This is a genomic window from Streptomyces triticisoli, from assembly GCF_003270085.1.
In the GTDB taxonomy this organism is placed as follows: Bacteria; Actinomycetota; Actinomycetes; order Streptomycetales; family Streptomycetaceae; genus Streptomyces; species Streptomyces triticisoli.
Map to the genome: position 1 here is coordinate 1 of NZ_QFDQ01000225.1, position 18679 is coordinate 18679.

Annotated in this window: 19 protein-coding genes and 1 pseudogene; 10 read left to right on the plus strand and 10 right to left on the minus strand. The window is 72.4% G+C overall.

What is annotated here, in order from left to right; genetic code table 11:
* Nucleotides 1-260: 260 nt before the first annotated feature.
* Nucleotides 261-1025 (plus strand): SDR family oxidoreductase, encoded by a 765-nt coding sequence (locus DEP02_RS27560; RefSeq protein ID WP_112470395.1) that lies wholly within the window; start codon nt 261-263, stop codon nt 1023-1025.
* A 156-nt stretch (nt 1026-1181) separates the two neighbouring features.
* Nucleotides 1182-1775: a TetR/AcrR family transcriptional regulator gene (locus tag DEP02_RS27565; RefSeq protein ID WP_112470396.1), complete on the plus strand. Its 594-nt coding sequence runs from the start codon at nt 1182-1184 to the stop codon at nt 1773-1775.
* Between the two features lie 129 nt (nt 1776-1904).
* On the opposite strand, the gene DEP02_RS27570 is transcribed toward DEP02_RS27565, so the two are convergent.
* The 7 genes from DEP02_RS27570 to DEP02_RS27605 form a co-directional block, all read right to left on the minus strand.
* Complete coding sequence (locus DEP02_RS27570) at nt 1905-3128, minus strand: acyl-CoA dehydrogenase family protein (protein WP_112470397.1); 1224 nt, start codon at nt 3126-3128, stop codon at nt 1905-1907.
* Nucleotides 3129-3133: 5 nt separating this feature from the next.
* Nucleotides 3134-4156 carry a phosphotransferase family protein gene (locus tag DEP02_RS27575; RefSeq protein ID WP_112470398.1) on the minus strand — a complete coding sequence of 341 codons (1023 nt, stop codon included), beginning with the start codon at nt 4154-4156 and terminating at the stop codon, nt 3134-3136.
* A 153-nt stretch (nt 4157-4309) separates the two neighbouring features.
* A complete protein-coding gene (locus tag DEP02_RS27580) occupies nt 4310-4606 on the minus strand; it encodes a hypothetical protein (RefSeq protein WP_112470399.1) in 297 nt (98 codons plus the stop codon).
* A 146-nt stretch (nt 4607-4752) separates the two neighbouring features.
* A complete protein-coding gene (locus DEP02_RS27585) occupies nt 4753-5379 on the minus strand; it encodes a cytochrome b/b6 domain-containing protein (protein WP_112470400.1) in 627 nt (208 codons plus the stop codon).
* Nucleotides 5363-6052 (minus strand): molybdopterin-dependent oxidoreductase, encoded by a 690-nt coding sequence (locus DEP02_RS27590; RefSeq protein ID WP_112470401.1) that lies wholly within the window; start codon nt 6050-6052, stop codon nt 5363-5365. Before DEP02_RS27590 ends, DEP02_RS27585 begins: the two co-directional genes overlap by 17 nt.
* 145 nt (nt 6053-6197) lie before the next feature.
* Nucleotides 6198-7769 carry an APC family permease gene (locus DEP02_RS27595; RefSeq protein ID WP_112470402.1) on the minus strand — a complete coding sequence of 524 codons (1572 nt, stop codon included), beginning with the start codon at nt 7767-7769 and terminating at the stop codon, nt 6198-6200.
* Nucleotides 7770-7947: 178 nt separating this feature from the next.
* Entirely contained in the window at nt 7948-8898 is a 951-nt protein-coding gene (locus DEP02_RS27605) for a hypothetical protein (protein WP_112470403.1), read from the minus strand.
* A 389-nt stretch (nt 8899-9287) separates the two neighbouring features.
* On the opposite strand from DEP02_RS27605, the pseudogene DEP02_RS27610 reads away from it, so the two are divergent.
* From DEP02_RS27610 to DEP02_RS27625, 4 genes and pseudogenes are all read left to right on the plus strand, one after another.
* Nucleotides 9288-10182: pseudogene (locus DEP02_RS27610) on the plus strand (DMT family transporter).
* 58 nt (nt 10183-10240) lie between these two features.
* Nucleotides 10241-10756, plus strand: a complete 516-nt coding sequence (locus DEP02_RS27615; protein WP_112470404.1) for an NUDIX hydrolase — start codon at nt 10241-10243, stop codon at nt 10754-10756.
* Between the two features lie 26 nt (nt 10757-10782).
* Nucleotides 10783-11175: a YidH family protein gene (locus tag DEP02_RS27620; RefSeq protein ID WP_112470405.1), complete on the plus strand. Its 393-nt coding sequence runs from the start codon at nt 10783-10785 to the stop codon at nt 11173-11175.
* Nucleotides 11172-11504 (plus strand): DUF202 domain-containing protein, encoded by a 333-nt coding sequence (locus DEP02_RS27625; protein WP_112470435.1) that lies wholly within the window; start codon nt 11172-11174, stop codon nt 11502-11504. The genes DEP02_RS27620 and DEP02_RS27625 overlap by 4 nt, the downstream gene beginning before the upstream one ends.
* Nucleotides 11505-11787: 283 nt before the next feature.
* Here the strand turns inward: DEP02_RS27625 and DEP02_RS27630 are convergent, their stop codons facing one another.
* Together DEP02_RS27630 and DEP02_RS27635 are read right to left on the minus strand one after the other, a co-directional pair.
* Entirely contained in the window at nt 11788-13185 is a 1398-nt protein-coding gene (locus DEP02_RS27630) for a GntP family permease (protein WP_112470406.1), read from the minus strand.
* 72 nt (nt 13186-13257) lie between these two features.
* The gene (locus tag DEP02_RS27635; protein WP_112470407.1) at nt 13258-13803 is read right to left on the minus strand and encodes a gluconokinase; all 546 of its coding nucleotides are present in this window, start codon (nt 13801-13803) and stop codon (nt 13258-13260) included.
* 142 nt (nt 13804-13945) lie between these two features.
* On the opposite strand from DEP02_RS27635, the gene DEP02_RS27640 reads away from it, so the two are divergent.
* Complete coding sequence (locus DEP02_RS27640) at nt 13946-14647, plus strand: FadR/GntR family transcriptional regulator (protein ID WP_112470408.1); 702 nt, start codon at nt 13946-13948, stop codon at nt 14645-14647.
* Between the two features lie 29 nt (nt 14648-14676).
* Here the strand turns inward: DEP02_RS27640 and DEP02_RS27645 are convergent, their stop codons facing one another.
* On the minus strand, nt 14677-15090 hold the full coding sequence (locus tag DEP02_RS27645; RefSeq protein ID WP_112470409.1) for a YchJ family protein: 414 nt from the start codon (nt 15088-15090) through the stop codon (nt 14677-14679).
* 142 nt (nt 15091-15232) lie between these two features.
* Here DEP02_RS27645 and DEP02_RS27650 point away from each other — a divergent pair, with 142 nt between their 5' ends.
* The 3 genes from DEP02_RS27650 (at nt 15233) to DEP02_RS27665 (ending at nt 18545) form a co-directional block, all read left to right on the plus strand.
* Nucleotides 15233-15544 (plus strand): dsRBD fold-containing protein, encoded by a 312-nt coding sequence (locus tag DEP02_RS27650; RefSeq protein ID WP_112470410.1) that lies wholly within the window; start codon nt 15233-15235, stop codon nt 15542-15544.
* 12 nt (nt 15545-15556) lie between these two features.
* Complete coding sequence (locus DEP02_RS27655) at nt 15557-16840, plus strand: phosphoribosyltransferase family protein (RefSeq protein ID WP_112470411.1); 1284 nt, start codon at nt 15557-15559, stop codon at nt 16838-16840.
* Between the two features lie 379 nt (nt 16841-17219).
* Nucleotides 17220-18545 carry a M20/M25/M40 family metallo-hydrolase gene (locus tag DEP02_RS27665; RefSeq protein WP_112470412.1) on the plus strand — a complete coding sequence of 442 codons (1326 nt, stop codon included), beginning with the start codon at nt 17220-17222 and terminating at the stop codon, nt 18543-18545.
* Nucleotides 18546-18679: the final 134 nt, after the last annotated feature.

Genomic DNA, 18679 nt, shown 5'->3' on the forward strand with positions numbered 1-18679 from the left:
CGTGCCTGCCCGCGGCGCCCGGCCGCGGCCGCGGCCGGCGCGGACGACACGGCTGCCGCCGTGGCCGCTGCGAGCACACCTCGTCTGGACATGCGCATGGGTGACCTCCGTGAGTGTGGAAGGTGCGTGCCGTGTGTCGTGCGTTGCCGTGCTCACCCTTTACGTTGCTGCGGTCACCCTTCCCCTTACACATACCGACCGGTTAGTCTGACGCGGCGGAGCCGATGCGCCTCGTGTCGCAGCCATGTCGAAGGAGACCGATGGTGGAAGCCGTGCAGAATGCGGGAGTGGTCGTCACCGGGGCCGGCGGGGGTATCGGCGCCGCGCTGGCCCGCCGGTTCGCCGCCGAGGGGGCGCGGGTCGTCGTCAACGACCTCGACGCCGGGAAGGCGGAGGCCGTCGCCGGGGAGATCGGCGGCATCGCGGTGCCGGGCGACGCCTCCGCGACCGTGGCCGAGGCCCGCGACGCGCTCGGCGGCACGATCGACGTCTACTGTGCCAACGCGGGCCTGGCCTCCGGCGGTTCGGAGGCGGCCGGCGAGGAGGTCTGGGCGCGCGCCTGGGACGTCAACGTCATGGCCCACGTCCGCGCCGCCGAGGAACTGCTCCCCGCCTGGCTGGAGCGCGGCAGCGGCCGGTTCGTCTCCACCGTCTCCGCGGCCGGACTGCTCACCATGATCGGCGCCGCCCCGTACAGCGTCACCAAGCACGGCGCCTACGCCTTCGCCGAGTGGCTGTCGCTGACGTACCGTCACCGCGGGATCAAGGTGCACGCGATCTGCCCGCAGGGCGTGCGCACCGACATGCTGGCCGGTGCCGGCAGCGCGGGCGACCTGGTGCTCCAGCCGACCGCGATCGAGCCGGAGAGCGTGGCCGACGCCCTGTTCAAGGGCATGGCGGAGGACCGCTTCCTGATCCTGCCGCACCCCGAGGTCGCCGGCTACTACCAGGCCAGGGCCGCCCACCCCGACCGCTGGCTGACGAACATGAACCACATCCAGCGCACGTGGGAGGAGACCCGGTGACCGCCTCCCGCCACGCGGCCGGGCCCTGGCCCGCCCACCTCGGGACCGGGGTCCTGCCGGACTCGCCGAGAACGGCAAGTGGGAAGATCCTCCGTCGGGAACTTCGTTCTCGTACGCACGACAGCGAGTAGGACCACGGAAGGCAGGTGGCGGCAGGTGCCCAGGACGACGGACTCAGGCGGCACTCCGGTGCCGCAGCGGCTCCTGGCCGCCGCCACCCGGCTCTTCGCCGAGCAGGGCTACGACCGCACCTCCGTGCAGGAGATCGTCGAGGCGGCCGGCGTCACCAAGGGGGCGCTCTACCACTACTTCGGCTCCAAGGACGACCTCCTGCACGAGGTGTACGCGCGCGTGCTGCGCCTCCAGCAGGAGCGCCTGGACGCCTTCGCGGACGCCGACGAGCCGGTCGAGAAGCGGCTGCGGGACGCGGCGGCGGACGTGGTGGTGACCACCATCGAGAACCTCGACGACGCGTCGATCTTCTTCCGCTCGATGCACCACCTGAGCCCGGAGAAGAACAAGCAGGTGCGCGCCGAGCGCCGGCGCTACCACGAACGCTTCCGCGCGCTCATCGAGGAGGGCCAGCAGGCGGGCGTCTTCTCCACGGCGAACCCGGCCGACCTGGTGGTCGACTACCACTTCGGCTCCGTCCACCACCTGTCGACCTGGTACCGCCCGGACGGCCCGCTGAGCCCCCAGCAGGTCGCCGACCACCTGGCGGACCTGCTGCTGCGCGCACTGCGCCCGTGAGTGTTCAGCCCGTCCGGGACCGAAGCGGGGTCCGGGGGTGCAGCCCCCGGGGACGGAACGGGACGGGGCTGGACGGGACGGGTAGGGGCGGCGGGGTGGAAAACCCTCCCCGGCCGCCCCCCCCACGCGTCACAGGTACCGCTTCAGCTCCCGCCGTGCCAGCGACCGCTGATGGACCTCGTCCGGACCGTCCGCGATCATCAGCGTGCGCGCCCCCGCGTACAGCTCCGCCAGCGGAAAGTCCTGGCTGACACCCCCCGCGCCGTACAGCTGGATCGCCCGGTCGAGGATGTCCACCACCGCCCGCGGCGTGGCGATCTTGATGGCCTGGATCTCGGTGTGCGCCCCCCGGTTGCCCACGGTGTCCATCAGCCACGCCGTCTTCAGTACCAGCAGCCGCAGCTGCTCGACGGTCACCCGCGCATCCGCGATCCAGTTCTGCACCACACCCTGCTGGGCCAGGGCCTTCCCGAACGCCGTACGGGACACCGCCCGCCGGCACATCAGCTCGATCGCCCGCTCGGCCATGCCGATCAGCCGCATGCAGTGGTGGATACGGCCCGGGCCGAGGCGTGCTTGCGCGATGGCGAACCCGCCGCCCTCCTCGCCGATGATGTGGGACACCGGCACGCGCGCGTGGTCGAACACCACCTCGGCGTGACCGCCGTGAGAGTGGTCCTCGTATCCGAACACCCGCATCGCCCGCTCGATCGTGACGCCGGGCGTGTCGCGCGGCACGAGCACCATGGACTGCTGACGGCGGATGTCCGGCCCGTCCGGGTCCGTCTTCCCCATCACGATGAAGATCTTGCAGTCCGGGTTCATCGCGCCCGAGATGTACCACTTGCGACCGGTGATGACGTACTCGTCCGTGCCATCGGAGGCTCGCTCGATGCGCGTGGTGATGTTGGTGGCGTCCGAGGAGGCCACCTCCGGCTCGGTCATCGCGAACGCCGAGCGGATCTCACCGGCGAGCAGCGGCTCGAGCCACTGCTTCTTCTGCCGCTCGTCGCCGAATTGGGCGAGCACCTCCATGTTGCCCGTGTCGGGGGCCGCGCAGTTGGTGGCGGTGGGCGCCAACTGCGGGGAACGGCCGGTGATCTCGGCGAGCGGGGCGTACTGCAGGTTGGTCAGCCCGGCGCCGTGCTCGGCGTCCGGCAGGAAGAGGTTCCACAGGCCCTGCCGGCGAGCCTCGGCCTTCAGCTCCTCCACCACGGCCGGGGTGTCCCAGGGGGAGGCCAGCGCGGCCCGCTGCTCCTCCGCCACCGCCTCGGCCGGGTAGACGTACTCGTCCATGAAGGCCAGGAGCCTGGCGCGCAGCTCCTCGGTGCGCGCGTCGAACGCGAAGTCCATGTCTCTCAGCCTTCCTGAAGAGTGGTCAGTCCGTGGTCGATGAAGACGGGCACGAGGTCGCCGATGCGGTCGAAGCCCCGCCCGACCGTCTGGCCGAGCGTGTACCGGTAGTGGATGCCCTCCAGGATCACGGCCAGCTTGAACCAGGCGAACGCCGTGTACCAGGAGACGGCCGAGACGTCGCGCCCCGACCGCGTGGCGTACCGCTCGATCAGCTCGGCGGGGGAGGGGTGCCCGGCCGCCGCGGCCGTCGTGGACACGGGCGAGTCGGGCAGGTCCAGCGGCGCGCTGTACATCGCCAGCAGACCCAGGTCGGTGAGCGGGTCGCCGAGCGTGGACATCTCCCAGTCGAGGACCGCCTCGATCCGGTCGTCCGCCCCGATCAGGACGTTGTCGAGCCGGTAGTCGCCGTGTACCACGGCCGGCGCGGGGGAGTGGGGCAGCGCGCGCCCGAGCGCCGCGTGCAGTTCGTCGATGCCGGCGAGCTCGCGGTTGCGGGAGGCGTCCAGCTGCTTGCCCCAGCGCCGCAGCTGCCGGTCCAGGAAGCCCTCGGGCCGGCCGAAGTCGGCGAGCCCCACCTCGGCGGGGTCCACCGCGTGCAGCGCGACGAGGGTGTCCACCAGCGACAGCACGGCGTTCCGGGTGCGCTCCTCACCCAGCGGGGCGAGCTGGCCGGCGGTGCGGTACGGGGTGCCCTCGACGAACTCCATGACGTAGAACGGCGCGCCCAGCACCTCCTCGTCCTCGCACAGCAGCACCGGGCCCGGCACCGGCACGTCGGTCGGGTGCAGGGCGCTGATCACCCGATGCTCGCGCTTCATGTCGTGCGCGGTGGCCAGGACGTGGCCGAGCGGGGGACGCCGTACGACCCATGTCGAGGCGCCGTCCGAGACCGCGTACGTCAGGTTCGACCGTCCGCCCTCGATCAGCCGGCCGGTCAGGGGGCCCTGTGCCAGGCCGGGCCGCTCTCGGTCGAGCAGCCCGCGCAGCCGGTCGAGATCGAGTCCGGGCGGGTGGTCGGGGCTCATGATCGCTCCTACGGGCGGGTGAAGGGGACCCGACCATGATGCCGACCGGTCGGTATGCCGTCCAGTGCGCGAACCGGACGTGACCGTCGCCACGACGGTACGGCAGCTCCCCGCGCGGTGCGCCGGGAGCTGCCGAGAGTGGTCCGGGGTGACTCAGTGGTCGTCCCAGTGGCCGTCGTGCGCGGCGTGCCGGTGCCCGTCGTGCAGGTAGTCGACGTGGTCGCCGTGGAGCACGTGCGCGTGTCCGCAGTTCTCGCCGTGCTGGTGTTCGTGGCCCTCGTGCGCGGTGTGGCCGCTGGGCTCGCACTCGTCCCAGTGGCCGGCGTGCTCGCGATGCAGGTGCCCGTCGTGCGCGTAGTCGACGTGATCGCCGTGCGGCACCTGCGTGTGCCCGCAGTCCGGGCCGTGGGTGTGGGGGTGGGACGGGTGTTCCTGGTGAAGGACGGTCATGGTGGTCACCTTCGGAGGTGTCGGGGAGGAGGTGCCGGGGAGACGGCGATGACGGTGGACAGGCTGCCACGCAAAGGGGGTGTGTCCGAGCATCCGGCTCATGTGGTGGGCGAGTGCCTCGGAACAGGGCAATGCGCCCAATGCGGCTAGGGTCGCCACAGCGGGTGTTCGTCGGCCGCCCAGGCGTGGGTCACCAGGCCCGTGCGCAGGCCTCGGCGGGCTTCCGGGTCGCCGAGGGCCATGCCGATGTGGCCGGCCAGGACGATGCCGATGGTCAGGGCGAGCCAGTCGTGGACGAAGGTCGCGCCGGTGCGCCAGGCCAGAGGCGTGAGGTGGGTGAACCACATCATCAGACCGGTGCCGAGCATGACCAGGCCGGCTCCGGCGATCCAGGCGGCGTAGATCTTCTGGCCGGCGTTGAACTTGCCGGCCGGGCGCGAGGAGCGGCGTTTGTCGCGGTACAGGGCGGCGCGCAGCCAGAGGCGGTCGTGCGGGCCGAAGCGGTCGAGGAGGCGCAGGTCGGCGCGGAAGGCGCGGGAGGCCAGACCCAGCAGGACCGGTGCGGGCAGGGCGAGCCCGGCGCACTCGTGGACGCGGACCACCAGCTCGCGGCGGCCGACGAGTTCGGCGAGCGGGGGGACGTACAGGCAGGCCGCCGTCACCACGCACACGCCCATCAGCGCGGCCGTGGTCCGGTGCACCCACCGCTCGGCCCGGGTGAAGCGGCGGACGCGGGTGCCGGCCGGGGCCGGGGTGTCAGCCCGTAGGGACATCGGTCCGTCCGTTCGAGCGGCCGACCCAGGCGTCGACGTCGTAGCCGAGGTGTTCCCAGTAGCCGGGCTCGACGCGGTCGGTGACGGTGATGCCGGAGAGCCACTTGGCCGACTTGTAGAAGTACATGGGGGCGACGTACAGGCGGACCGGGCCGCCGTGTTCGTGGACCAGGTCCCTGTTCTGCATGCGCAGCGCGACCAGGACGTCGGAGCGGCGGGCCTGGGCGAGGGTGAGGCTCTCGCTGTAGGTGCCGTCGAAGCAGGTGAAGCGCACGGCTCCGGCGCGGGCCCGCACCCCGGCCAGGTCGAGCAGGTGGGACAGCCGTACGCCCTCGAAGGGCGTGCCGGGCACCCGCCAGCCGGTGACGCACTGGACGTCACGGACCATGCGGGTCCGGGGCATGGCCCGGAGGTCGGCCAGTGTGTACGTCGCCGGGTGGTCGACGAGGCCGTCGACGGTGAGGCGGTAGGCCGTGGCGTCCTTGTGCGGGACGGACGCGGCGACCGAGTAGTAGCGGAAGCCGCCGCCGTTGGGAAGCAGGCCGCTCAGACCTGTGGGGTCCCTGCCGGAGACGGCACCGAGGACGCCCTCCAGGCCGCGTTGCAGCGTGGGCGCGGCGACCACGCCCAGCGCGCCGAGGCCGAGGGTGCCGAGGAAGACGCGGCGGCCCATCGGGCGGCCCTCCTCCTCGGGGGGCGGTTCAGGGCTCACCCCTTCATTCGAACACCCGTGACCCCGGCGGACCAGGGGTCACGGGTGCTCGTCGGACTTCCGTCATGCTTTCTCACGTCTTTCTCAGGCCGGGCGACGCCTCGCCCTACCGCCTCTCCTCCATCGCCTCCTCCGCCGCCTTCTCCAGCTGGAACGCCTCGTTGCCCAGGCCGATGCGGGCGTGCGCCTCCGGCCGGCGGGAGCGCAGGACGGCGCCCTGGACCAGGCCGACGACGAGGGCGAGGCCGATGATGCCGGGCAGCACCCAGCTCAGGGCCGAGCCGGGGCCGGCGTCGACCAGGACGTCGAAGTCCTTGACGGTGTAGGTGGCGATCACCAGCAGGGCCAGGCCCGCCAGGGCGGAGGTCACCAGCCGCCAGGCCTGCGCGGCCGCCGCTCCGCGCCGTACGAAGAAGACGATCACCGACAGGGAGGCCGTGGCCATCAGGACGATCACGCCGAGCGCGCCGAGGTTGCCGAACCAGGTGAACAGGTGCAGCACGGGCGCGGTCGGGTCGCCGGCCGGCTTGTCGTCGGTGGCCGCGAAGACGATCACGACGACCAGCGAGACGATCGTCTGGGAGAGCGATCCGGTCGCGGGGGCGCCGCTGCTGCTGGAGGTGCGGCCGAAGGCCGCCGGCAGCAGGCCCTCGCGGCCCATGGCGAAGGCGTAGCGGGCGACGACGTTGTGGAAGCTGAGCATGGCCGCGAACATGCCGGTCACGAACAGCATGTGCAGGACGTCGGTGAAGGTGGCGCCGAGCCGGGACTCGGTCAGGGTGAACAGCAGCCCGGCGCTCTCCTGCTGCGCCGCGCCGACGATCGCCGAGGGGCCGGTGGCGACGGTGAGCGCCCAGCTGCTGATCGCGAAGAACACGGCGACGCCGCCGACGGCGAGGAACATCACGCGCGGGACCAGGATGTGCGGGCGGCTGGTTTCCTCGGCGTACACCGGGGCCTGCTCGAAGCCGAGGAAGGCGGCGATGCAGAAGCACAGCGCGGTGCCGATGCCGGCGCCGGAGAGCGTCTCGGGGCTGAAGGCGTGCAGGGACAGGCCCTCCCTGGCGGGGTCGGCGACCGCGGCCACGTCGAAGATCACGACGAGGACGACCTCGATGACCAGCAACACGCCGAGCACGCGCGCGTTGACGTCGATCTTCAGCCAGCCGAGCACGCCGACGACGGCCGCGGCGGCGAGGGCCGGTATCCACCAGGCGACGGTGAGACCGGCGTAGGTGGCGAACAGGTTGGAGACCTCGAAGCCGAAGATCCCGTAGATGCCGGCCTGGAGGGCGTTGTAGGCGACGAGGGCGACCAGGGCCGCGCCCGCGCCCGCCGTGCCGCCGAGGCCGCGGGAGATATACGCGTAGAAGGCGCCCGCGTTGTGGACGTGGCGGCTCATCTCCGCGTACCCGACGCTGAAGAGGATCAGCACCGTGCCGAGGATCACGAAGAGCAGCGGCTGGCCGACGATCCCCATCACCGCGAATGCGGTGGGCATGACACCTGCGACCACCATGAGCGGGGCGGTCGCGGCGAGGACGGAGAGCAGCAGGCCCCCCGTGCCGAGGCGGTCGGCGCGCAGGGCGCGCTCCTGGCCCTTGAAGGTGCTGATGCCACTTCCGTCGGCGGTGGTGTCGGTGGTGGTTCTGCTCGTGCTCGAACTGCCCGTCGTCATCGGGGGGCTCGTCCTCTCGGGCTCGGGGTCAGGGGCGTTGGCCGTACGGGGGTGCGGGCTTGCGGGCTTGCGTTCGTGCGGGTGCGGGTGCGGGTGCGGGTGCGGGTGCGGGTGCGGGTGCGGGTCGTGCGGGCTTGGGGCCGTGCGGAGTCGTGCGCCGGCGCTCGTAGTAGGGGCCCTACACCGCGCCGAGGGCGCCGGCGCGGGCGGTGCGGAAGGCGGTGTACGGGTTCCGGTCGGGGTAGGACCACGGCGCCGGGGTGGGGCGGTCGCCGATGCGGTGGAACAGGGCGGCGGCCTCGGCGCCCCGGCCCTGGCAGTGCTTGGCGTGGGCGAGGAAGTTCAGGTCGACCAGGCGGCGGGGGTGGTCCTCCTGCTCCCACTCCAGCCACCAGTCGAACGCGGCCTTCAGCACCTGACGGGCCCGGCGGCCCGCCCAGTGCCCGGAGGTGACCGGTTCGGCGGGCAGGTGGCCGCCGGCGGCCAGGACGCGGTAGCGCTCGGCGTGCGCGACCACCGGGAGGACGGCCAGGGGCGAGTCGGCGGGGGCCTGCTCGGCGGCCCAGTTGGCGAAGTCGTACACCTCGTGGAGGGGGTCCGAGCCGGTGTCGCCGTGGCGCTCGGCGAGCCAGGACACCATCACGTGGTGGGCGTGGTGGTGGTCGGGGTGACGGTGGCGGATCTTGTCGAAGAGGCGGGCCATGTCCTCCTCGCCGCCGAGGCCCCGTTCGAGCAGGAGCAGGCCGAGCCACGGCGTGGGGTCGGCGGGCGCGAGGGCGGCCGCCGCCCGGCAGGCCTCGCGGGCCGGTCCGGGCTTGTCCCTGCCGCGCAGGGCGCCCTGCACCAGGGCCATGCCGAGCAGCACGGAGGCGTCGGCGGACTCGGGTTCGGCGAGCAGCCACTCGCGGGCCCAGGCGGCGGTGTGGGACTCCTCGGCGAGGACGGTGACGCGGTGCCCGCGGCGGTCCCAGTCGTCCCCGGTGCGGGCGAGCAGCGAGCGCACCGTCTGCCACCGCCCCTGGGTCAACGCGGCGCGGGCGGCGGCGAGTTCCGTGTCGTCGAGAGCGGTGTCGAAGCTCTGGGCCGCTCGTTTGCGGCCGCGGCCGAGGGGAGGCAGGGGTGGGGGCACCGCGGAATTTCCTCACGCGCTCTTTGTCTGCGGCCCCGTCCGCCTCGGGGGCGACGCTGCCCCGTTCGGCGCACTGGCGGCGGCCTGCTCGTCGGTCATCGGACTGCCATCAAGCGATCACGGACAGCAAACCCCCAGCCAAGGCGCCGCGTCAAGGGCCAACCGGGCATTACACGCGTCAACTGCCCCTGTCGGCATGCGACTTGTGACATCCTCGACCGGCCGGCTCCCGGCGCCGACGAGCGGACCGCGGGTCACTCGTGTGGCGTCAGGTCATGACCGGGCCGACCGCCCGGACCCGGGTCCTCCCACCGGCGGGCAGCGCCCTGGGGCGTTGAAGTCGGCCACTACGCAGCCCGTGGCCCGGCCGGATGATCGAGGTACGCAGCGTGTCGGTTCTGGTTCTGAGTCTCGCCGTGAGCGCCGCCTGCTGCCCGGGCTTCGGATTCGTACTGCAGCGGAACGCGGCCCAGCAGGCACCACTCGGCGACTTCCTCTCCCCCCGGCTGCTGCTGGACCTGGTGAAGGTGCCCCGCTGGCTCGGCGGGCCGGGGCTGATGGTCGCCGGCATGATCCTGGGCGCCTTCGCCCTGGGCCGGGGCGAGATCTCGCTCGTGGAGCCGCCGCTGGCGACGAACCTGCTGTTCGCCCTCGCCCTGTCCCGCAGACAGACCAAGCAGCCGCTGGGCGGACAGGGCTGGACGGGCCTCGCCCTGCTGGCGGGCGGGGTGACCGCGTTCATCGTGGCGGGCCGGCCGCGCGGTGGCAGCGTGGTGACCGACCCGCTGCGGCACTGGCTGATCATCGGGGTGATGGTGGGCCTGGCCCTGGCGCTGACCACCTGTGCCAAGCGCTCACGGCTGAGCTGGGGGCCGGTGCTGCCGGCGGTGGCCGCGGGGCTGCTGTACGGCGTGCAGGACGCGCTGACCCGGGTGAGCGGGCAGCGGTTCTCGGCGGGCGGCTGGACGGGGCTGTTCACCGGCCGGCAGCCGTACGGGCTGCTGGTGATCGGCGCCGCCGGGCTGGTCCTGGTGCAGAGCGCCTTCGAGACGGCGCCGCTGCGCATGTCGCTGCCCGCGCTGACCGCGGCCGAGCCGCTGGCCGGGATCCGCCTGCGGGGTGGGCTTCCTCGGTGACCGCCTGCGCACCGACACCGGCGCCCTGGCCTGGGAGGCGTCCGGCCTCGCGGCCATCGTGACGGGCATCGTCCTGCTGGGCCCGCACCCGGCGATGCCACGCGGCAGGGCGGCCCCGGAACCCCGGCGGGACCTGCGGCCCCGCTGACACGAGCCCCGCGACGCGCTGCCCGCGCGCGTCGCGGCGTCTGCTTGGATGGATGGACATGAGTGCTGCGGAAGAGATCCTCGACATCGTCGACGAGCACGACCGGGTCGTCGGGCAGTCCCCGCGCGGGGAGGCGTACGCCAGGGGTCTGCGTCACCGCTGTGTCTTCGTACAGGCGCGGGACGCCGAGGGGCGGCTCTTCGTGCACCGGCGTACGCCCACCAAGCTGGTCTTCCCCTCGCTGTACGACATGTTCGTCGGCGGGGTCGTCGGGGCCGGCGAGGCCTACGACGACGCGGCTCTGCGCGAGGCCGAGGAGGAGCTGGGGGTGACGGGGCTGCCCCGTCCCGAGTACCTGTTCAAGTTCCTGTACGACGACGGCGCCGGCCACACCTGGTGGTCGGCGGTCTACCAGGTCCGCTGCGACCTGCCCGTGCGGCCGCAGGCCGAGGAGGTCGCCTGGTACGGCTTCCTGTCCGAGGACGAGGTGGAGCGCCGCCTGCGGGAGTGGGAGTGGGTGCCGGACGGGCTGGCCGCCTGCGAACGGCTGAAGGCGCACCGGTCCATGGGGTGAGCAGGGCCGTGGGTAAGGTCCCTCGCGTGATCGGTTTCGTGCGGAACATCCGCCTGTGGTTCGCCCCCGAGGAGATCCGTGAGGAGGGCAGCACCCCCGACTACCGCTTCTCGCTGGCGAACGAGCGCACCTTCCTCGCCTGGCTGCGCACCGCCCTCGCCCTGATCGGCGGCGGCTTCGCGGTGGACCAGTTCCTGCCCGACCTGCGCTGGGGCTGGCGCGTCGGGCTCGCGTTCGCGCTGCTGGCCGCGGGGGTGCTGTGCTCCCTGCGCGCGGTCAACCACTGGGTGCGCTGCGAGCGGGCCATGCGCCGCGGCGAGGACCTGCCCGGCTCGCGTTTCCCGGCCGTGCTGAGCCTGGCCGTCGCGGTCGTCGCCGTCGCCATGATCGTCCTCGTGTTCGCCGGATGGGCCGGATGAGCACGGGCGCGCAGGCCCCGGGCCGCGACCGGGACCCCGGTCTGCAGCCGGAGCGGACCCGGCTGGCCTGGCGGCGTACGACGCTGACCGGCACGGTCGCCGCCGTCCTCGCCGTGAGGACGGCCCTGCACGGCGGCGCGTCCGCGTCCGGCCTCGCCGTCGGCGCCCTGTGCTGCGCCCTGTGGTCGGCCTTCCTCCTGCTCGCCCAACTCCGCATCCGCACCCTCACCCGGCCGGAGACTCCCCCGCCCCTCACCGCCCGGCACGCCACGGCGGCAGTCCTGTGCACGGTCGCCCTGGCGGTCTGCGCGGCGGTGCTGGTGGTCTAGGCACGGTGTGAAAGTCCCTCCGCCGGCCTTCGGACGGGAGGTGCCCCCAGCCTCCGCGGCGCTCCGCCGGCCTGGCTGCGGGGAGGTGGCCCCGGGCACGTACTCTCCCGAACTCTTCGAGCAGGGGCCCCACCACGAGGCTGCCCGCGAACAGGGACCGGCCGGGCGGCAGCGTGCCGGGCGGGCCCACCCGCTCCTCGGCCTCCGCGATTCCCGTGGCCACCGAAGGACCGTCGGTCACCGAACGCCGAGGAGCGGGTGGGCCGTCAACGCCGCACCACCCCTAGATCACCAGGGACAACAGCAGGACCAGAGCACCGGCGACCACCGAGATGACCGTCTCCATGACGGACCAGCTCTTGACCGTCTGGCCGACGCTCATGCCGAAGTACTCCTTCACCAGCCAGAACCCGGCGTCGTTGACATGGCTGAAGAAGAGCGAGCCGGCGCCGATGATCAGGACCAGCAGGGCGGCGTGGGTGGTCGACATGTCGGCCGCGAGCGGGGCGACCAGACCGGCCGCCGAGATGGTCGCCACGGTCGCCGAACCGGTCGCGAGCCGGATCGCCACCGCGATCAGCCAGGCCAGCAGCAGCGCCGGGATCGACCAGTCCTTGGATATGTCCAGGACCATCTGGCCCACACCGCAGTCGATCAGCGTCTGCTTGAAGCCGCCGCCGGCGCCCACGATCAGCAGGATGCCGGCGATGGGCATGAGGCTCTTGTCGACGGTCCGCGAGATCCGCTCCTTGCTGAACCCGGCCGGGAGGCCCAGCGTGAAGATGCCGACGAGCACGGCGACGAGCAGCGCGACCATCGGGGAGCCGACGATGTCGAAGACGCGCTGGGTCATGTTCGCGGGGTCGTCCACGACGATGTCGACCAGGGCCTTGGCCAGCATCAGAACCACAGGCAGCAGCACCGTGGTCAGCGTGGCGCCGAAGCTCGGACGCCGCTCCAGCTCCTCCGACGGGCGCTGGGGCAGCATCCGGTCGGGGACCGGGACGTCCACCCAGCGGGCCGCGAACCGGGCGAACAGCGGACCGGCGATGATCACCGTCGGGACGGCGACCAGGATGCCGAGCGCCAGCGTCACGCCCAGGTTGGCGTTGACCGCGTCGATCGCGACCAGCGGGCCGGGGTGCGGCGGGATCAGACCGTGCATCACGGACAGACCGGCCAGTGCCGGGACACCGATGCGCATCAGGGAGTAGTTGCCGCGCTTGGCCACCATCAGCACCACCGGGATCAGCAGCACGATGCCGACCTCGAAGAACAGCGGCAGACCGATCACGGAGGCGATCAGCACCATCGCCCACGGCATCGCCCGGCCCCCGGCCTTCGCCAGGATCGTGTCGACGATCTCGTCGGCGCCGCCGGAGTCGGCGAGCATCTTGCCGAGGATCGCGCCGAGGGCGATCAGCACGCCCACACCGGCGACCGTCGAGCCCAGACCGGCGGTGAAGCTGGTGATCGCCTTGTCGAGCGGCGCCCCGGCTATCGCGCCGAGCACCAGCGACCCGATGGTCAGCGACAGGAAGGCGTGCAGTTTGTACTTGGTGATGAGGAAGACGATGACGGCGATGCCCGCCAGGACGGCGATGCCCAGCTGAGCGTGTCCGGCCGAGGTGATCGGCGGGGGCGCGTCCGCTGCCAGCATCTCGACGCTGAGTCTGGTCACGGTGTTCCCTTGCAGGTGAAGTGGGTGTTGGGGAGAGGTGTGCCGCAGTCGGCGACCGTGGGGGGAGAGGCGTCAGCCCTTGGGCGGCCGAGCCTCGGTCGGCTGCGTGGAGCTGTCGAGGTCGTCCAGCGCGGCCAGGGCGCGCGCGGTGATCTCCTCGGGAGTGCCGGAGACGTCGACCGCGACGCCCCGTTCGTCCGGCTGGAGCGGCTGCAGCGTGGCGAACTGGGAGTCCAGCAGCGCCGTCGGCATGAAGTGACCCCGGCGGTTCGCCATGCGGTCCTCGATGAGCTCCCGGTCGCCCGTCAGATGGACGAACACGATCCCGGGGGCCGCGGCCCTGAGCCGGTCGCGGTACGACCGCTTCAGCGCCGAACTGCTCACCACCCCGCCCAGCTCCGCCCGCCCGTGCGCCCAGGCGCCGATGGCGTCCAGCCACGGCCACCGGTCGTCGTCGTCGAGCGGGATCCCGGCCGTCATCCTGGCGATGTTGGCCTCCGGATGGAAGTCGTCACCCTCGGCGTACGGGACGCCCAGCCGGGCGGCGAGCAGAGGACCGATCGTGGTCTTGCCCGTGCCGGCGACGCCCATCACCACGACGACGTGGGGGGTACGCATCACTGCCTCGCTGTCTTCCTCGACATCCGACGCCGACATCCGACGTCCGCCATACTGAAACCCATAGGTACGACAAATTCAAGACTGCGTGACTTATAAGTCTGACTTTTTGATCGCGTGATCCACGCCGTACTCTGAGTGCATGAGCACACCGGGCCGAGGGCTGCACGGCCGCGTACTGGACACCCTCGGTCCCGCCATCACCGCGGGCGAGTATCCGCCGGGCAGCGTGCTGAGAACCGACGAACTGGCACAGCGCTTCGACGTGTCACGCTCCGTCATGCGCGAGGCGGTCCGCGTCCTGGAGTCCATGCGCCTGGTCGCCTCACGCCGCCGCGTCGGCGTGACCGTCCTGCCCCAGACGGAGTGGAACGTCTACGACCCGCAGGTCATCCGCTGGCGCCTGGCGGGCGCCGACCGTCCCCGGCAACTGCGCTCCCTGACCGTGCTGCGCTCCGCGATCGAGCCGGTCGCGGCGGGCCTGGCCGCCCAGCTCGCCACGCCCGAGCAGTGCGCCGAGCTCACCGAGTGCGCCCTCGGCATGGTCGCCAACTCACGTGGCCGGCGGCTGCAGGGGTACCTGGTGCACGACATCGCCTTCCACCGCGTGATCCTCACGGCCTCCGGCAACGAGATGTTCGCCCGCCTCGGCGACGTCGTCGCCGAGGTCCTGACCGGCCGCACCCACCACGAGGTCATGTTCGAGGACCCCGACCCGGCCGCCGTCACCCTCCATGTGCAGGTCGCCGAGGCGGTCCGCGCGGGCGACGCGGACCGCGCCGAACACCTGACCCGCGAGATCACCGTCGGCGCGCTGCAGGAACTGGACATCCTGGCGCCATAGCCCCGGCCGCCCGCTGCCGCCCGCTCCGCCTACGCGTCGAGGACGTCCCCGTCCACGTACACCCAGGCCCCGTCCACCCGCTCGAACCGGCTGCGCTCGTACAGCGAGCCACCCCGGTAGGACGCCCGGAACGTCACCGTCCCGGTGGTGTGGAAGGCGGAACCGCCCGTCGTGTCCAGCACTTCCAGCCCCGTCCAGCGCATCCCCGGATCCAGGTCGAGCCGCGCGGGCCGGGTGCGCGGATGCCAGGTCCGCAGCAGGTATCCCGCGTCCTGACGCACGAAGGCGCAGTACCGCGACCGCATCAGCGACTCCGCGGTCGGCGCGGCGGCGGCACCGATGGGGGTCCCCCCGGCCGAGCGTGTTCGAGACCGGGGGAGGTAGCGGCCGCAGCACTTCTCGTACGGCCCGGGCAGCCCGCACGGGCAGGAACGCGTGGTCATGTCCTCATTCTGCCCGTGCCGGACCAGGGCCCGGGCACCCCGCCACCGGTGCGGCACGCGCCCGGCGGGGGCACAGTGGAAGAGGACGTCGGAGGAGGACGTCCCGCACCGCAAGCCCACCACAGCCGAGGAGGGACCGACGATGACCCGACCCGTCGGCAACCGGCCTCCGACCGCCAAGGAGTGGCGGCTGAACCTGTACCTGTCCGAGCACGACCCGGACACCACCGCCCGGATCGTCCTGGACACCGGCGACAACGTCCTGGAGACCTGCGCGGAGGCCCGCCGCAACCCCTACGACAGGGACGTGCCCGAGATCGGCGACGAACTCGCGGCCGGCCGCGCCCTGATCGCACTGGGCCGCGAGCTGCTGCGCGCCGCCAACGGCGACATCAAGGCGGTGGGAGCGCCCGAGGCGACGCCACCCGCCCCCCTGTGGTCGCCCAGGGAGTGAAGGAGCCCGACGGTGCTCTTCACGAACCGTGCCGAAGCGGGCCGGCGGCTGGCCGCCCGCCTGGAACACCTCAGGGGCCAGGACGTCGTGGTGCTCGGCCTGCCCCGGGGAGGGCTGCCGGTCGCCGCGGCCGTCGCGGAGGCCCTCGGCGCACCCCTGGACGTGTGCCTGGTACGGAAACTGGGCGTGCCCTCACGGCCGGAGCTCGGCATGGGAGCCATCGGCGAGGACGGCGTACGCGTCCTCGGCCAGGAGGTACTGCGCGCGGCCCACGTCCAGCCCGAGGCGCTGGCCCGCGTCGAGGCGCGTGAGCGCCGCGAGCTCGAGCGGCGCGCCACCCGCTACCGGGGCGAGCGGCCTCCGGCCGCCGTCACCGGCCGGACCGTCGTGATCGTCGACGACGGCGTGGCCACCGGCTCCACCGCGCGGGCGGCCTGCCGCACGGTACGCGCGCGTGGGGCGGCGAGGACCGTCCTCGCGGTCCCCGTCGCACCACCGGACTGGACGGACCGCCTCGCCGGCGAGGCCGACGAACTGATCTGCCTGGCCACACCACCGGACTTCTTCGCGGTCGGCCAGTTCTACGCCGACTTCGCCCAGCTCGACGACGAGGACGTGGTCGCCTTCCTCCACCAGGCGGCAGGCCGCTCCTCGGCCGACCGCGAGGTGGAGGTGGCGGCCGGCGCCGTACGCCTCGGCGGCCATCTGACCGTGCCCCCCGACGCCGCCGGCGTCGTGGTCTTCGCCCACGGCAGCGGCAGCGGACGTCACAGTCCACGCAACCGCTTCGTCGCCGAGGGTCTCAACCGGGCCGGCCTCGGCACCCTCCTGTTCGACCTGCTCACCGAGGCGGAGGCGCGGGACCGCGCCAACGTGTTCGACACCGTGCTGCTGGCCGGCCGCCTCACCGACGCCACCGCCTGGCTGCGCACCCAGCCCGCCGCGGAAGGCCTGGCCGTCGGCTGGTTCGGCGCCAGCACCGGCGCGGCCGCGGCCCTCTGGGCCGCCGCGGAACCCGACGCCCGTATCGCCGCCGTGGTCTCCCGCGGGGGCCGGCCGGACCTCGCGGGGCCGAGGCTCCCGGCGGTGACCGCCCCCACGCTGCTGATCGTCGGCGGTGCCGATCTCACGGTCCTCGACCTCAACCGGCAGGCGCAGGCCCGCCTCCGCTGCGAGAGCCGGCTGACCACCGTCCCCGGCGCCACCCACCTCTTCGAGGAGCCCGGCGCCCTGGAAACGGTGACGGAGCTGGCCCGCGACTGGTTCACCGACCACATGGCGGCGGCGCACGTGTAGCTCCGCGGAGGCGGAAGGGGGACGAAGACAGAAGAAAACGGTGTCGACCGACTCCGGTCGACACCGTTTCCGTGTGGTGTCCGAGGGGGGACTTGAACCCCCACGCCCGATAAAGGGCACTAGCACCTCAAGCTAGCGCGTCTGCCATTCCGCCACCCGGGGGTGTGTGCCGTGCGGGGTTTCCCGCGGCGACGAAGGAAACATTACCAGGCTTTCGGGCGGGCCCGATCACCCGCCCCACGTGCCGGACGGTGTGCGTGGGGGGTGGCGGGGCGGGTGATCGGGCAGGGCTCTTGGGGTGGGGCGCGGGGAGGGGGAGGATGAGGGGGGACCACCGGCACACGTGGTGGACGACCGGCGCACAGTGGGAGGAAGCAGCGTGAGCGAGACGGACACGGCCAGGCGCGTCACCGGCGAGGACGAGGTCGTGGACCTCTGCCGTGAGCTGATCCAGATCGACACCAGCAACTACGGCGACCACTCGGGGCCGGGCGAGCGCAGGGCCGCCGAGTACGTTGCCGAGAAGCTCGCCGAGGTGGGCCTGGAACCGAAGATCTTCGAGTCGCACCCGGGCCGTGCCTCCACCGTGGCCCGCATCGAGGGCGAGGACCCGTCCCGGCCCGCGCTGCTGATCCACGGCCACACCGACGTCGTACCGGCCAACGCCGACGACTGGACCCACCACCCGTTCTCCGGCGAGATCGCGGACGGGTGCGTGTGGGGCCGCGGCGCGGTCGACATGAAGAACATGGACGCGATGACGCTGGCGGTCGTACGCGACCGGCTGCGCAGCGGACGCAGGCCCCCGCGGGACATCGTGCTGGCGTTCCTCGCCGACGAGGAGGCCGGCGGGACGTACGGGGCGCGGTACCTCGTCGACAACCACCCTGACCTGTTCGAGGGCGTCACCGAGGCGATCAGCGAGGTGGGCGGCTTCTCCTTCACGGTCAGCGAACAGCGGCGGCTGTACCTGATCCAGACGGCCGAGAAGGGCATGCACTGGATGAAGCTGACCGTGGCCGGCACCGCGGGGCACGGTTCCATGATCCACCGGGACAACGCGATCACCGAGCTGTCGGAGGCCGTGGCCCGGCTCGGGCGGCACAAGTTCCCGGTGCGGGTGACCAAGACCACCCGGGCCTTCCTCGACGAACTCGGCGACGCGCTCGGCACCGAACTCGACCCGGAGGACATGGACGGCACGATCGCCAGGCTCGGCGGCATCGCCAAGCTCATCGGCGCGACCCTGAGCAACACCGCCAACCCCACGCAGCTGGGCGCCGGTTACAAGGTCAACGTCATCCCGGGCGAGGCCACCGCGCATGTCGACGGACGGTTCCTGCCCGGTCACGAGGAGGAGTTCCTCGCCGACCTGGACCGGATCCTCGGGCCCAAGGTCAGGCGCGAGGACGTGCACTCCGACAAGGCCGTCGAGACCACCTTCGACGGGGCCCTGGTGGAGGCGATGCAGTCCGCGCTGCTGGCGGAGGACCCGGCCGCCAGGGCCGTCCCGTACATGCTCTCCGGCGGCACCGACGCCAAGTCCTTCGACGACCTGGGCATCCGGGGCTTCGGCTTCGTGCCGCTGCGGCTGCCGCCGGAGCTGGACTTCGCGGGCATGTTCCACGGGGTGGACGAGCGGGTGCCGGTGGACGGCCTGAAGTTCGGCGTACGCGTGCTCGACCGGTTCATCGACGCGTCCTGAGGGCGTTTTCGGGTGTTTTCTAAGCCGGGCGGGCATGGATAATCGGCCGCGTGTACGAAAGTGACCAAGGAAGAGTGAATGCGACGATAAGCTCGTAGCTCCATTACTCCTTCCTCGTTACAAGTGATGCGATC

Excerpts from the sequence above, each read along its gene's own strand:
- DEP02_RS27595 (WP_112470402.1), bottom strand. The coding sequence starts at position 7,769 with ATGACGACGGGCAGTTCGAGCACGAGCAGAACCACCACCGACACCACC.
- DEP02_RS27650 (WP_112470410.1), top strand. The coding sequence starts at position 15,233 with ATGACCCGACCCGTCGGCAACCGGCCTCCGACCGCCAAGGAGTGGCGG.
- DEP02_RS27575 (WP_112470398.1), bottom strand. The coding sequence starts at position 4,156 with ATGAGCCCCGACCACCCGCCCGGACTCGATCTCGACCGGCTGCGCGGG.
- DEP02_RS27645 (WP_112470409.1), bottom strand. The coding sequence starts at position 15,090 with ATGACCACGCGTTCCTGCCCGTGCGGGCTGCCCGGGCCGTACGAGAAG.
- DEP02_RS27585 (WP_112470400.1), bottom strand. The coding sequence starts at position 5,379 with ATGTCCCTACGGGCTGACACCCCGGCCCCGGCCGGCACCCGCGTCCGC.
- DEP02_RS27635 (WP_112470407.1), bottom strand. The coding sequence starts at position 13,803 with ATGCGTACCCCCCACGTCGTCGTGGTGATGGGCGTCGCCGGCACGGGC.
- DEP02_RS27615 (WP_112470404.1), top strand. The coding sequence starts at position 10,241 with ATGAGTGCTGCGGAAGAGATCCTCGACATCGTCGACGAGCACGACCGG.
- DEP02_RS27590 (WP_112470401.1), bottom strand. The coding sequence starts at position 6,052 with ATGGGCCGCCGCGTCTTCCTCGGCACCCTCGGCCTCGGCGCGCTGGGC.
- DEP02_RS27580 (WP_112470399.1), bottom strand. The coding sequence starts at position 4,606 with ATGACCGTCCTTCACCAGGAACACCCGTCCCACCCCCACACCCACGGC.
- DEP02_RS27570 (WP_112470397.1), bottom strand. The coding sequence starts at position 3,128 with ATGGACTTCGCGTTCGACGCGCGCACCGAGGAGCTGCGCGCCAGGCTC.
- DEP02_RS27640 (WP_112470408.1), top strand. The coding sequence starts at position 13,946 with ATGAGCACACCGGGCCGAGGGCTGCACGGCCGCGTACTGGACACCCTC.
- DEP02_RS27560 (WP_112470395.1), top strand. The coding sequence starts at position 261 with ATGGTGGAAGCCGTGCAGAATGCGGGAGTGGTCGTCACCGGGGCCGGC.
- DEP02_RS27625 (WP_112470435.1), top strand. The coding sequence starts at position 11,172 with ATGAGCACGGGCGCGCAGGCCCCGGGCCGCGACCGGGACCCCGGTCTG.